Below are 13596 nucleotides of genomic sequence, written 5' to 3' on the forward strand. Positions count from 1 at the left end.
CTGGCTGCAGATCAATGAACGCCAGACCCGCGATGGCGGCCAGGTTTCGGTCGGCACCGACATCACCCCGCTCAAGCGCAATCAGGAACGGCTACGCGACAGCGAGAAGCGGTTGATGGCGACCATTGGCGATCTGACCACTTCGCAGTCGGAACTCAAGCGCCAGGCGGCGGAACTTTCCAAGCTCAATCAGGATTACCAGATCGAGACGGAACGGGCGGAAGCCGCAAGCCGGGCCAAATCCGAATTCCTGGCCAATATGAGCCATGAGTTGAGAACTCCACTCAACGCCATCATCGGCTTTTCCGAAGTGCTCCAGGCACGCATGTTCGGGCCACTGGGCTCGGACAAATACACCGAGTATGCCGACGATATCCACAATTCCGGCATCCATCTGCTCACGGTGATCAACGACATTCTGGACATGGCCAAGATCGAGGCCGGGCAGATGCAGATCGAACGCGAGGACTTCGACCTGGCGCCGCTGCTCGAGGAAACGCTGCGACTGCTGGCGATTCAGGCGGAAAAGAAGGGCATCGAGGTACAGCATAAGATTTCCGCGCGGTTGTCGCTCAATGCCGATCGCCGCGCCATGAAACAGATTCTGCTCAATCTGCTGTCCAACGCGGTCAAGTTCACCGAGCCGGGCGGCCGCATTCTGGTGCGCGCACGCCAGACCTCCTGCGCGGTGACGCTGACCATCGAGGACACCGGAATCGGCATCCCCAAGGCGCTGCTGGTTCGCATCGGACAGCCCTTCGAGCAGGTGCAGAACCAGTTTTCCAAGTCGACCGGCGGATCCGGCCTCGGCCTCGCCATTTCGCGCAGCCTGGCAGAATTGCATGGCGGCGCCATGAAGGTTCGATCAACCGAAGGCGTTGGCACCATCGTCAGCGTTCGGGTGCCTGTGGAATGTCCGCAATCAGAGCAAAGCTCGGCGGCCGCCTGACTGCCATGGCGCCGGGGGAACCATTCCGAACCTATTGGGCAAAGGCGCTACAGTTTGCTGGACCATCGACGCCATCATGACCTCAGGCAAAGCGCGCCCGGATACTGCGAAGTGACGCCTGTAGCCGTCGCTTGGCCTGACGGTACACCCGTGCCGGACGCAGAATTACCTGCTCACGAATGGACGAAGTCAATGATCTCCGTCCCCAACTGACGATAACCGTCAAGGGTTTCAGGCTTGACCCGGTACCAGTTCACGCCCAGTTGTTCAGCCTTGTGCCTGTCGGTGACCGACGTCGATCCCGACAACATCAACACCCGTATTTCAGTCAGCCGTGCGTGCGCACGAACCGCGGACAGAACCTCAAACCCATCCAGCACGGGCATGCTCACATCCAGAATGGCCAGGACAGGTTCCTCGCTTGAGATAACACTCACAGCCTTGCCGCTGTCATTTACCTCGATCAGATCGATATCCGCACCGGCGGTGTTCAAACCGCGGCGCAACATGGAGATATCAAACTCATTGTCGTCCACGACGACCACTTTTTTAGTCATACCGTCTCCAATCGGCAAACTTGCCCGCGCCCGGCGCAGGGCAACTATCCGATCAATCATGCCATGGGCTTCTCGAAGGTTCACATACACATGATTTTGGACCAGATTGCGGCTTGCCTCCAAGACCAGCAATTCTGTTCACCATAACAATTTCTGGCATGTACAAACCACGGAAACCATAGGGTAATCCGTCGCTTCGCACCTCGCCGTGTGAGCTGTATTACCGTTCAAATCATATTTTACATTGCGACCGAAACCGGCTTACTGTCACATTACTGTGTTGCATAATCATCCGTTCTGCCCCAATGCGGACCTGATCGTGCCGGATCAGGATCCCTGCCGCGCGGCGGTTTGAACAGCCTGGGCTCGCGGATGTGAACGTTTCATCCGCGGCGATGGATCAGATCGTGGATGAATTCGAGCTTTGAGAAGATCGTGTCAGAGAGAACGAAGGGATAGAAATCCCCCAGGCCGATGGATCTGTTCATGGCATTCATCGCCACCGTCAACGGCACCCAGGCATCCATCAGCGGGCGGAAATCAGCCGCGCCATAGGGGCCGGCATCGGACCAGCCGCCGGGCGCCCGATTGAGACCCGAGTCCGGCGTATGCCCGTCCAGCCCATACCATCCGGCGGTCTCCAGGCCATCGACGATATGGAAGTAGTGCGCCCAGGTCTCGGCAAAATCCTCCCAGGAATGAGCGCAGGCATATGAGCTCACAAAGCTCGCTTCCCATCCGGCTGGCGCGCCGGTTTCATAATGACGTTTGAGCGCCTCGCCATAATCCTCGCGTTCATCGCCGAAGATGGCGCGGTAGGCTTCCAGCTTCGGGCCGTTGGCGACAAGCTGGTCCCAATAGTAATGGCCGACTTCGTGGCGGAAATGCCCGATCAGGGTGCGGTAGGGTTCACCCATCGCCTTGCGGTATTTTTCACGAGTGGGATCATCGGCTTCGGCGACATTGATGGTAATCAGACCGTTCTCATGGCCGGTCAGAACCCGCTTGGCCTTGCCATCGGCAGACAGCGTGTCAGCCTTGAAATGAAATCGCAAAGCCGCTTCCGGCGTATGTTCGAGATCGCCGACCCCCAGCCCGAATTTCTCGATCGAATAGAACAGCCGTCGCTTGGCTTCCTCAAGGGCTGCCCAATGGTCGCGATTTTCATTGGCCGACAGATCAGGAATGACCAGCGTGTGTCGACAGCTCAGGCAATGCTCGTCCTCAACTCCATCCTCGACCAGCCAGTTGCAAAAAATCTCCTGCCGGTTGGCGCAAGCCTTGTAAACCGTTGCGCCATCGTGCCACTGCGTTTCGTCCGGCCTGGAATAGAACATCTGGTCCCATGCCGGCACATACCCCAGCCGCGACTGGCAATTGACGCATTCGCTGTTACGGAAATGCACTTCGTTGGAGCAGTTGGGACAGGCATAGCGGCGCATGGGGCAAATCCAGTGGATTGGTCGTGAAAGAAGCATCAGCAAGCGTGTCTATAGGCGCGCTTGAGTAGAACTCTGTTCCGGCTGCGGCGCAACCGGACAAGAACCGTCAAAACGCGTTTATGCGACAGAGGTTCCCTTTGGTTTCGACAAAACGCCGAATACCGCTGGAATATTCCCACGCCCGGCGCGGCACATCCCATCGCACTGGCCGCAGGGATCCCTCTCACTGCCTAATCAAAAGGGCGTGCGTTTTGGCGCCCGCGCTTCATTAAGATCCAGATGATCCAAGACAACGAAACTCCCGAAGCTTGGGCATTCTTCAGGCGGCGCGGACCTGGCTGATGGCGCGCGTCTGCGGCAGGCGGCATGGTGTAATTTGGCCATGATTATCCGTCACCGTTGGCGCGTGAAGCTGTTAACAATGGTGATGATTAACATTAGACCTTTCTTATTTTCAGTTGATGCGACCCCGTGACAAATCAGCTATTAGTTTAACGGGTCTGTGGTCTTGGGCCACTGGTCCGAACCGGTCGCGCGCCGCGCATTTGCATCCACACGCTTGAGCAAGCAGGTCAGCGTCTCGGCCTCCTCCGCACTGATACCATCAAGCAGCCGCGCATTGACCCGTTCGTGGAAATCCCGCAAGTGCTCCAGGCTCCTGCCAACGTCGGTGACATGCACCCGGACCACGCGCTTGTCATCGCTGGCAGCTTGCCGCGTGACCAGGCCGCGCTCCACCATCCGGTCGATGATGCGCGACGCCGCGGGCGCGTTGTTGCCGCTGTATTCGGCGATTTCACTGACCAGCATCCCGTCCCGTCGCCAAAGCGCGGACAAGATCACCCATTGCGCCAGCGTCAGGTCGTGCCTGGCCAACATGTCCTGGCACATCGCGCCTGTAGCCGCGGTCGCGAAGGTCAGGATTTGCCCAAGGGACCGTGGGCGTGCAAGTGGTTTTTTAGTTGCCATGTAAACATTTCCGTGTAAACTATATTTCGGATTGGCGACCATTTCAAGCCGGAAATCGCGCGTCCCGCGCCCGCCAATTCCAACCGACGCCCGGCAGGAAAGGATAGTCGCAATGTCAATGAAAAGCAGCCCCACCGCCTATGGCGCAGTCGCCGTGGCCATCCACTGGCTCAGCGTAATTCTGATCATCGCTCTTTTGATCTCGGGCATGCTGGCGGACGAGGCTACCGACGCCGGGCAAAAGGCCAGCATTCTGACGGCTCATGCGCCCATGGGCATCGCCATTCTCATTCTGACGCTCGTCCGCATCGCCTGGTGGTGGCGTTTTGACACCCATTGCGAACCGCTCGGTGGCGATCCGGCCTGGCAAGTCAAGATGGCCAAGGCCGTTCACGGGCTGCTCTATCTCGTCGTGCTCGCCATGGCTGCCAGCGGCATCGCCATGTTCGTGCTCTCCGGTGCGGGTGATATCATCTTTGGCGGCGCGGGCGGCCCACTTCCCGATTTTGCCGACTTCACATCGCGCATTCCGCACGGCATCGGCGCCAAATTGCTGCTGGCGCTGTTTGCCGGACATGCGGGTGCTGCGCTGTATCATCACTTCATCAAACGCGATGCCACACTGAAGCGGATGTGGTTCGTCCGCTAAGGCATTTGCCGCGTCAGCACGCACGCTTACGATGTCACCTGTTTGAAAATTGCCCGCACGCGCTTCGATGTGGTTTTGAAGTCGGCTTCCAGGGTTGCGAGATCCGGGGCCTCGCCGGTGCGGGTGAGCAGTTCGATGAGGCCTGCTGGCGCTTGCCTGGGATCGAAACGTCCTTCCGCGCAGAGCCGCACGATCTGGGCGTGACCGCTCCACAATGCCAGCGCACGGCGCAACTCCTCGGTGATCTCGTCCCCAAAGGCATCCGGCCCGAGGATCTTCAGCGTGGCATCGGTGCTGGTGCATTCGCCCAGCCGCCCCTGTTGTGGCGCCAAAGCGGGATCTGATCCGGTGAGCAGTCCGGTCGCCTCGTCATCCTCTCGCGCCGGCAACCAACCGGCGGCGCGCGCCTTCAGCGAGAGATACTGGGCGATGAACTCGATGTCGATCAGGCCGCCCGGAATCAGCTTGACGTCCCAGATATCGCGCGGCGGCTTTTCCTGTTCGATCAGGCCGCGCATTTCGGTGAGATCGTCAAGCAGCTTGGCTTCATCGCGCGGTCTGGCAAGCACCTCGTCGATCAACGCCCTCGCCTCATCGCGCAGGCTGTCCTCTCCCGCCACAGCGCGGGCGCGGGTGAGCGCCATGTGTTCCCAGCTCCAGGCTTCCTCGGCCTGGTATTTGGAAAACGCCCGGATCGAGGTCGCCACCGGCCCCTTGTTGCCGGACGGCCTCAGTCTGAGATCCACCTCGTAGAGAATGCCTTCGGCGGTGGGTGCGGACAGGGCGGCGACCAGCCGCTGGGTCATGCGGGTGTAATAACGCACCGGATCGAGCGGTTTGGGCCCGTCCGACTCGTCACAGTCAGGCTCATGATCGTACAGCAAGATGATGTCGATATCCGAGCCGGCGGTCAGCTCATAGCTGCCGAGCTTGCCCATGCCGAGCACGGCCGCACGTCCGCCCGGCACCTTGCCGTGGGCCTCTTCCATGCCTTCGCGCACCGCTTCGAGCGCCGCCCCGATGATAAGGTCGGCCAGATGGGAAAAACTGCGCGCGGCGCGCTCGGGTGAAATCGCCCCGGTGAGCAACCGCACCCCGATCAGGAATTTTTGCTCCAGCGCCACGATGCGCAACCGGTCAAGGATTTCCTCATAGGCACGGGCGCCCTCGAGGAAAGCCTGCAACCGCTCGGAGAGATAATCACGCGTCGGCAGTTCCGCCATCAGTCCCGGATCGAGCATGCCGTCAAACACATGCGGTTTGCGGGCAATGATTTCGGCCAGCCGCGGGGCCGATGCCATGATCGTCACCATCAGCGACATCAGTCCGGGATTGTTGCCGATCAGCGAAAACAGCTGGATTCCCGCCGGCAAGCCGGAAATGAACGCATCGAACCTGATCAGCGCTTCGTCGGCACGCCGGGTGGCGCCAAACACCCGGAGCAGCTCCGGCGTCAGTTCTGTCAGCCGCTCGCGCGCTTCCACCGACTGGGTGGCGCGATAGCGGCCATAATGCCAGGTGCGGATGATGCGCGAGATATCCGACGGGCGCTCGAAACCGAGTTCGGCCAGCGTCTTGAGCGTGCCTGGATCGTCATCTTCGCCGGTGAAAACCAGATTGCCGATGCCGCCGGACAGGCCCTGCTCTTTCTCGAACAGATCGGCGTAGCATTGCTCGACGCGCGCCAGCACGGCGACATAGGTCTTGCCGAAGCTTGCGGTGTTCTCCTCGCCCATCATCAGCGCAATGCGGGCGAGTTCTGCCTCGCTCTCGGGCAAGGTGTGGCTTTGCTCGTCGCGAACCATCTGAATGCGATGCTCGACATCACGCAGGTACCAGTAGCTCTCGGCCAGCGTGCGGGCTGTGGCTGGATCGATCCAGCGGGCACGCGCCAGCGCCACCAGCATCTCGTCGGTGCGGCGCAGCCTGAGACGCGGCATCCGTCCGCCCGCAATCAATTGCTGGGTCTGGACGAAGAACTCGATCTCGCGAATGCCGCCGCGTCCGAGTTTGACATTGTGGCCCTTGAGCGCGATGTCGCCAAAACCGCGATGGGCGTGGATCTGCCGCTTGATCGAGTGAATGTCGGAAATGGCGGCGAAATCGAGATATTTGCGGAAGACGAAAGGCACCAGTTCCTTGAGGAACCGCTCGCCCGCCTCAAGATCGCCGGCCACTGGCCGGGCCTTGATGTAGGGCGCGCGCTCCCAGTTCTGCCCGCGGCTTTCGTAATAATTGAGCGCCGCATAGAGCGGAAAGGCCAGCGGAGTCGAGCCGGGGTCCGGTCTCAGCCGCAAATCGGTGCGAAACACATAACCGTCGCCGGTGCGTTCCTGCATGATCCGCACGAGCCGCCGCACCATGCGGGCGAACACCTCGGTCACTTCATCGCTGTCGTTGACCACACCGGCATCGGGATCGAAAAACACCACGATATCGATGTCGGAGGAATAGTTGAGTTCGCGCGCGCCATGCTTGCCCATGCCGAGCACGATCAGGCCCGATTTTTCACATGGCGCGTCCGGGTCCGGCAGCTTGAGCTTGCCCGCGTCATGGCCGGCGCGCAGCAGATGATCGAAGGCGGCGCCCAGTGCCGCATCGGCCAGATCGCTCAAGGCAACAGTGGTGGCCCGCGCATCGATCTGACGGGAAAGGTCGTTCAATGCCAGCGTCAGCGAGATGCGCCGCTTGGCCCGGCGCAAATCGCGCATCAGGTCGGCTTCGCTTGCAAGTCTATCTTCGGTTCCGCGCCAGCAGTCGCGGGCGGCAGACAGAGTGTGCGCCACGATCTCGGCGCATGGTCTGGACAGCGCCAGCGCCAGCGATTGCGGATCGCTCATCGCGGTTTCGCGCAGGAAGGGCGACAGCGCGAGGGCTGCGAGCAGGAAGTCGCGCGCCGCGCCATCGCTCTTGAGCACCGCGGCGATTTCGGGATGATCGGCGGCAAGCGGCTTGAGGTCGGCTGCGACCGATTTCGCGGCATTGGCGGATGGTGCCCGGATCGGGCTTTGCGTCAGTCCGGCAAGCGGTCCAGGGCCTGGTGTATCAGTCATTTCTCCCCCGGCAGCACCATGATCACGGCGAGACCGGGATTGTCTTCTGACTCTGGCGACGCGTCATTGAGCTGCAATGTCCCACCATGCAGCGCCGTCACCGCCTGTACAAGGCTCAATCCGAGCCCGGTACCGGGTTTTGAACGGCTTTCATCGAGCCGGACAAAGCGCTTGACTACATCCTCACGCCTGTCGGCGGGAACACCGGGACCGGTATCGCTCACGGCCAGCCTCACCTCGTTGAGATTGCTGGTGAGCGTGACGGCTATCTGTGGAACCGCACCTTCATCGGCATATTTGATCGCGTTGTCGATCAGGTTCGACAGCGCCTGGGCCAAAAGCTCCCGGTTGCCCCGAATCGTGATGCCAGGCGCAATATCCGCAGTCAGCTTGATGCCCTGCTCTTCGGCTGCCGGCTCATAGAGCTCGGCGGCGTCGGCGGCCAGGCCGGAAAGATCGACTTCGCTCATCTGTGCGGTTGAAGACCCGGCTTCCACCCGGCTGATCATCAACAAAGCGTTGAATGTGCGGATCAGCTGGTCGCTGTCGGCAATCATCTGCTCAAGCGCTTCACGGTGGGCTTGTGCCCCGCCGTCATCCGCCAGCGCCGCCTCGGCGCGGTTCCTGAGCCGGGTCAGCGGTGTCTTGAGATCGTGGGCGATGTTGTCGGACACCTGCCGAAGCCCCTCGTTGAGCCGCTCGATCCGGCCCAGCATGGTGTTGAGAGACAGGCTCAGACGGTCGAACTCATCGCCCGACCCATTGACCGGAAGCCGTTGCGACAAGTCACCTGCAAGGATCTTCTTGCTGGCTTCCGACATGTGATCAATCCGCTTGAGGGCCCGGCGGCCGACAAAATACCAGATCGCCAGCGCACCGGCGAACATGATCGCCAGCGCAATTCCCAGCGCCTGTCGCACCAGGCCGCGCACCTGTTCGCGCTCACCCAGATCCCGGCCCACCATCAGCCGCATGCCATTGGGCAGGAACACCACTTGGGCCAGGGCGCGATGCCCGTCATCGGCGGCATCGCCGATGCGCTGGTAGCGGAACGGCAGCGTGGTCCAGCCCTCCTCGTCAAGCACGCCGGGCTGCAACGCGGCAATGTTGCCGGCGATCAGATCGCCCACCGGCGATGCGATGGCATACAGATTGGCGCCAGGCTGGCGCGAGCGCCGCTCGATGATGCGGACAAGGCCGGCAACGCCGCCGCCACGATAGGCGCCGGCGACAATGCGAAGTTCATTGGCAATTGCGGATTGCGTCCGGTCACGCTGCATCCCCTCGGAAATCGCGGTGACGTAAAACAGCATGGCGACCGCGCACAGCGCGAAGAGGCCGAGATAAAGCGCCGACAGGCGGACCGCCGTTGTCGACAGCATGGCGCGCAGCCGGGACATCCGCGACTAACCTCCGGCTTTCATCATGTAACCGGCGCCGCGCACCGTGCGCAGCAGAGGTTCGCCGAAATCCTTCTCGATCTTCGATCTGAGCCGGGAAATGTGAACGTCGATGACATTGGTCTGCGGATCAAAATGATAGTCCCAGACATGCTCGAGCAGCATGGTGCGGGTCACCACCTGACCGGCGTTCTTCATCAGATATTCCAGCAGGCGGTATTCCCTCGGCTGCAGCGGGATCGGCTGTCCGGCGCGGCGAACCTCATGGCTGAGCCGGTCGAGCTCAAGATCGCCGACGCGGTAGGTCGTTTCCTGCTCGCGCCCGCCCTTGCGGCGGCCCAAAACCTCAATCCGGGCCAGGAGTTCGGAAAAAGCATAGGGCTTGGTCAGATAATCATCGCCGCCAGCGCGCAGGCCGGTGACCCGGTCATCGACCTGGCCCAGCGCCGACAGGATCAGCGCCGGCGTGTCGTCACCTTTGCCGCGCAACTCGCTGATGATTGACAATCCGTCGCGCCGGGGCAGCATCCGGTCCACCACCAGCACGTCGTAACTGTTCTCCGAGGCGAGAAAATACCCCGAATCGCCATCGCTGGCATGGTCGACGGTGATCCCGGCTTCACGAAAGGCCTTTGACAGATAGGCTGCCGTTTCCAGATCGTCTTCGATGATGAGAATCTTCATGGCGTGATCCTAATGCATGTCGCGCTCAAATGGATGCATTTGCACAATCGCAAACACGCATTCTTTCAAAATTCTACAGCAGTCTTTGCGCGTTCGTCAGGATGCCGGGCGTAGTGACGGGTTGATTGTCCGGAGGAAATCACCCGGCATCGAAATGAAAACGCGGCGGAGCTTGAGGGAAGCCCGCCGCGTTCAAACACCCGGGACAACAAAAGCATGTCCCGGATGGGTTCGGTTAGGCCGGGTTTAGCCCTGGTCGATAGGCAGAGCGACGAAGCGCGAGCGGCTGTCGTTTTCCACCTGGAACAGGGCCGCCTTGCGGCCATCCTTGGCGGCGGCATCGATGATGCTCACCACGTCGGATGCGTTGGTAACCTCCTGGTTATTGACCGCGACGATCACATCTCCGGCGCGCAGGCCGCGTTCATCGGCGGCGCTGTCCGACTCAACCGCGGTGATAACCAGACCGGTTCCGGTTTCGGCGGGAACCACAGTCAGTCCGAAGCTGTCTAGCGTGGCTTCTGCCTGAGGTGCGGACGGTGCAGCGTCCTGGTCGGGGGAGACAGCGGCCACTTCGGTGGGCAGCGAACCCAGTTCGACCTTGATGTCCTGGCTCTTGCCATTGCGCCAGACCGTGATTTCCACCGACTTGCCCGGATCCATCGCCGCGATCTTCTTGGCGAGGTCACGCGGATCCTTGACGGTCACGCCGTCGACGGCGGTGACCACATCACCGGCTTCAATCCCGGCCTTGGCTGCGGGGGCATCCTTCTGCGGATCGTTGACCAGCGCGCCTTCCGCATTGGCAAGGCCGAGCGATTCGGCGATGTCGGCGGTCACCGGCTGAATCTGCACACCGAGCCAGCCACGCTCAACCGAACCGTCCTTGATCAGATCGTTGATCACGGTGCGCGCCGTCGAGGCAGGAATGGCAAACGCGATGCCGACATTGCCGCCCGAGGGCGAGAAGATCGCGGTGTTGATACCGATGACTTCGCCGTTGAGGTTGAAGGTCGGCCCGCCGGAATTGCCCCGGTTGACGGCTGCGTCCACCTGAATGAAGTCGTCATAGGGTCCGGCGCCGATATCACGGCCACGCGCAGACACGATACCTGCAGTCACGCTGCCGCCGAGACCGAACGGATTACCCACAGCCACGACCCAGTCGCCAACGCGAACCTTGGAATCATCGGCGAAGTCGACATAAGTGAACTTGCGGGATTCCTCGACCTTGAGAACGGCAAGGTCGGTGCGGCTGTCGCGGCCCACCAGCTTGGCGTCAAGTTCGGTGCCGTCATCCATGATCACGGTGAAAGCCGATCCATCTTCAACAACGTGGTTGTTGGTCACAAGCAGGCCATCCTCGGAAATGAAGAAGCCCGACCCCTGACTGACCGGGCGGACCCGGCCCGGGTGACGCTTGCTGTCGGGACCACGGCGGTCGCGCTCCGCGCGCCGGTCATCCTGACCGCGCTGATCGCCGAACCCGCGGCTGAACTGATCAAAGAACTTTTTCATCGGATGATCGTCGGGAAGATCCTCGAACCCCTTGCCGTTGAAATCGAAGTTGAACGGACCGTCATTGGAGACCGGGCTGACTTCGGCCTGAACGCGCACCGATACAACGGCCGGCGATACGGCCTGGACCACATCGGCAAAGCTCGGCGCCTGCGGTGCTTCAACGCGTACGGCCTCGGCGAAAGCACCGGTGATCGTCGCCGGTACGCCGGTGGCGAGCATCGCCGCCGCGAGACCGGCGATCGCCGTCGTGGAGAGAAACCCTTTGGAAAGCTTGCGGGGCGTATTCGACATGTCTCAACCTCTTTATGTTAGTTCCGACCGATTTTGCGGCTCTGGGAGTTACACATAGGGCTGTTCGCGTTACTGCAAGCTTTCCGGATTATTAAACCTTTGTAATGTTTGCCGCCATGGCATTGCCATAAACGGCGTTTCGGCGCCTCACTCGACAATCGTGATTACTTTCGCGGAATGTTCAAGCGTCCGGTGAACCGGGCATTTTCCGGCAATCTCGACGATCTTGTCTGTCAGCGCTTCCGATGCTCCGCCATCAATGGAAATCACCCGTTCGAAGCGGTCGATCTTGCCGCCGCCATCGCGTTCCTCGCCGGTGCACCCGAGGCAATCGCGGGCATGGATCTTGTTGTGCCGCACCGTGACCGTCACCAGTCCGAGGTCGATCTTCTTGAACCGCGCATACATGCGCAACGTCATGGCGGTGCAGGCGCCCAGCGCCGCAGACACAAGATCATAAGGCGACGGTCCGGTGTCCGAACCGCCGACATCGGCGGGTTCGTCGGCCAGGAACCTGTGCAGTCCGGCCTGTACGGCAACCTGGAACCTGCCCTGTCCGGTTTCGCCGACCACCACATCTTCCACCGGCTCATTCTGGCTGTGCGGCGCATCCGCGGGCAGATAGCGCGACGCCCAGGATGCAATGATCCCCGCCACATAATTGGCGTCAGCCTCACTGGTCAGCAGATGGTCGGCGCCATCCAGCGAGACAAAGCTCTTTGGATGCTTGGCTGCGGTGAAAATCGCGCTTGCATTGTCAATTCCGACCACTGCATCGCGCGGCGCGTGCAGCACCAGAAGCGCCTTCTTCATGCTGCTTATCTTGTCGGCCAGGCGGGTGGCGTTGAGGTCTTCGACAAACTGGCGCTGAATGGTGAAGGGGCGTCCGCCAAGTTGGACCTTGGCCGCGCCCGTGGCGTTGATCTCGTCAACATGGGCGCTGAAATTGTGGATCACATGGCTGGCCTCTGAAGGCGCGCCGATGGTCGCGACCGCCTTTACCGAGGCAAGCGCTCCGGCTATCGCCAGCACCGCGGCGCCACCGAGCGAGTGCCCGACGAGAATTTCCGGCGCATCGTAATGCTCCGCCAGCCATTCGGCGGCGGCGCGCAGGTCTTCGAGATTGGACGAGAAATTGGTCGAGGCGAATTCGCCGTCGCTTGAACCCAGACCGGTGAAATCGAACCGCATCACGGCGATGCCGGCGCGCGCCAGTTCCCCCGAGATCCGCTTGGCCGCCAGTGTATCCTTGGAACAGGTGAAGCAATGCGCAAACAATGCCCAGGCACGAATCGCGCCAGCGGGAAAGTCCAGCCTTGCCGCGAGTTTCGCGCCGGAATGGCCTTCAAACTTAGCCTTGATCGTATGTGCCGTCATCATCTGCTCCTTGCCTTTGATCGTCGGAGCATTCCTATCAGGATTGTTGATCACGGTCTTTCAACAGTTTCGCGAGCTCGTCGCGTTCCGCACCGCTGAGCCCGTCGCCGGCGCTCGCGGAGGTTGCCCTGCTACGGCCGCGGCCATTGATCACCATCACCGTGGCGCCGATGACGAGAAGCACCACCGGCGCACTCCACAACAGCAATGTCTGCGGGGAAAAGCGCGGTTTGAGCAGCACAAATTCGCCATAGCGGGAAACGACATAGTCGATCACTTCCTGATCGCTGTCGCCGATCACCAGGCGTTCGCGAACCAGCAACCGCAAATCGCGGGCAAGCTCGGCGTCGGAATCGTCAATCGACTGATTCTGGCACACCAGACATCTGAATTCGAGCGACAGCGCCCGGGCGCGTGCCTCCAGCACCGGATCATCAAGCACCTCGTCCGGATTGTAAGCGACAGCCGGAACGATAAAGGCCAGCATCAGCGCCACAGCGGCCAGCAGCGGGCGAAGCGGTCTCATGCGGTGGCCTCGGCGGGCTTCTTTGCCGCCTTGCTGGAACGGGCCCTGTTGGGTGCGCCGACGCGCAGCCGGCGGTCAGACAGGGACAATACCCCGCCAATCACCATCAGGATGGTGCCGTACCAGATCAAGGTGACCCATGATTTCCACCAGATCCGCACCACCAGGCCACCATTGG

General features: G+C 61.1%; 12 protein-coding genes. 2 read left to right on the top strand and 10 right to left on the bottom strand.

What is annotated here, in order from left to right; translation table 11 throughout:
- A partial coding sequence (locus ABJN75_RS11780; protein ID WP_348439787.1) for a HAMP domain-containing sensor histidine kinase occupies positions 1-949 on the top strand: 949 nt, incomplete at its 5' end.
- Positions 950-1122: 173 nt separating this feature from the next.
- On the opposite strand, the gene ABJN75_RS11785 is transcribed toward ABJN75_RS11780, so the two are convergent.
- From ABJN75_RS11785 to ABJN75_RS11795, 3 genes are all read right to left on the bottom strand, one after another.
- Positions 1123-1638: a response regulator gene (locus tag ABJN75_RS11785; RefSeq protein ID WP_348439788.1), complete on the bottom strand. Its 516-nt coding sequence runs from the start codon at positions 1636-1638 to the stop codon at positions 1123-1125.
- A 251-nt stretch (positions 1639-1889) separates the two neighbouring features.
- A complete protein-coding gene (locus ABJN75_RS11790; RefSeq protein ID WP_348439789.1) occupies positions 1890-2948 on the bottom strand; it encodes a putative zinc-binding metallopeptidase in 1059 nt (352 codons plus the stop codon).
- A 486-nt stretch (positions 2949-3434) separates the two neighbouring features.
- On the bottom strand, positions 3435-3917 hold the full coding sequence (locus ABJN75_RS11795; RefSeq protein ID WP_348439790.1) for a MarR family transcriptional regulator: 483 nt from the start codon (positions 3915-3917) through the stop codon (positions 3435-3437).
- A gap of 112 nt (positions 3918-4029) precedes the next feature.
- Here ABJN75_RS11795 and ABJN75_RS11800 point away from each other — a divergent pair, with 112 nt between their 5' ends.
- A complete protein-coding gene (locus ABJN75_RS11800) occupies positions 4030-4566 on the top strand; it encodes a cytochrome b (RefSeq protein ID WP_348439791.1) in 537 nt (178 codons plus the stop codon).
- A 26-nt stretch (positions 4567-4592) separates the two neighbouring features.
- Here ABJN75_RS11800 and ABJN75_RS11805 read toward each other — a convergent pair whose 3' ends face one another.
- From ABJN75_RS11805 to ABJN75_RS11835, 7 genes are all read right to left on the bottom strand, one after another.
- Complete coding sequence (locus tag ABJN75_RS11805; protein ID WP_348439792.1) at positions 4593-7619, bottom strand: bifunctional [glutamine synthetase] adenylyltransferase/[glutamine synthetase]-adenylyl-L-tyrosine phosphorylase; 3027 nt, start codon at positions 7617-7619, stop codon at positions 4593-4595.
- Positions 7616-9019 (bottom strand): HAMP domain-containing sensor histidine kinase, encoded by a 1404-nt coding sequence (locus ABJN75_RS11810; RefSeq protein ID WP_348439793.1) that lies wholly within the window; start codon positions 9017-9019, stop codon positions 7616-7618. Before ABJN75_RS11810 ends, ABJN75_RS11805 begins: the two co-directional genes overlap by 4 nt.
- 6 nt (positions 9020-9025) lie before the next feature.
- A complete protein-coding gene (locus ABJN75_RS11815) occupies positions 9026-9703 on the bottom strand; it encodes a response regulator transcription factor (RefSeq protein ID WP_348439794.1) in 678 nt (225 codons plus the stop codon).
- A 246-nt stretch (positions 9704-9949) separates the two neighbouring features.
- Positions 9950-11515, bottom strand: a complete 1566-nt coding sequence (locus ABJN75_RS11820) for a Do family serine endopeptidase (protein ID WP_348439795.1) — start codon at positions 11513-11515, stop codon at positions 9950-9952.
- Between the two features lie 147 nt (positions 11516-11662).
- The gene (locus tag ABJN75_RS11825; RefSeq protein WP_348439796.1) at positions 11663-12892 is read right to left on the bottom strand and encodes a bifunctional alpha/beta hydrolase/OsmC family protein; all 1230 of its coding nucleotides are present in this window, start codon (positions 12890-12892) and stop codon (positions 11663-11665) included.
- Between the two features lie 37 nt (positions 12893-12929).
- Positions 12930-13418 carry a cytochrome c-type biogenesis protein gene (locus ABJN75_RS11830; protein ID WP_348439797.1) on the bottom strand — a complete coding sequence of 163 codons (489 nt, stop codon included), beginning with the start codon at positions 13416-13418 and terminating at the stop codon, positions 12930-12932.
- A partial coding sequence (locus tag ABJN75_RS11835; RefSeq protein ID WP_348439798.1) for a cytochrome c-type biogenesis CcmF C-terminal domain-containing protein occupies positions 13415-13596 on the bottom strand: 182 nt, incomplete at its 5' end. The genes ABJN75_RS11830 and ABJN75_RS11835, both read right to left, overlap by 4 nt.

Origin of the sequence: Hoeflea sp. (assembly GCF_039975035.1) — a bacterium.
Classification (GTDB): Bacteria; Pseudomonadota; Alphaproteobacteria; order Rhizobiales; family Rhizobiaceae; genus Hoeflea.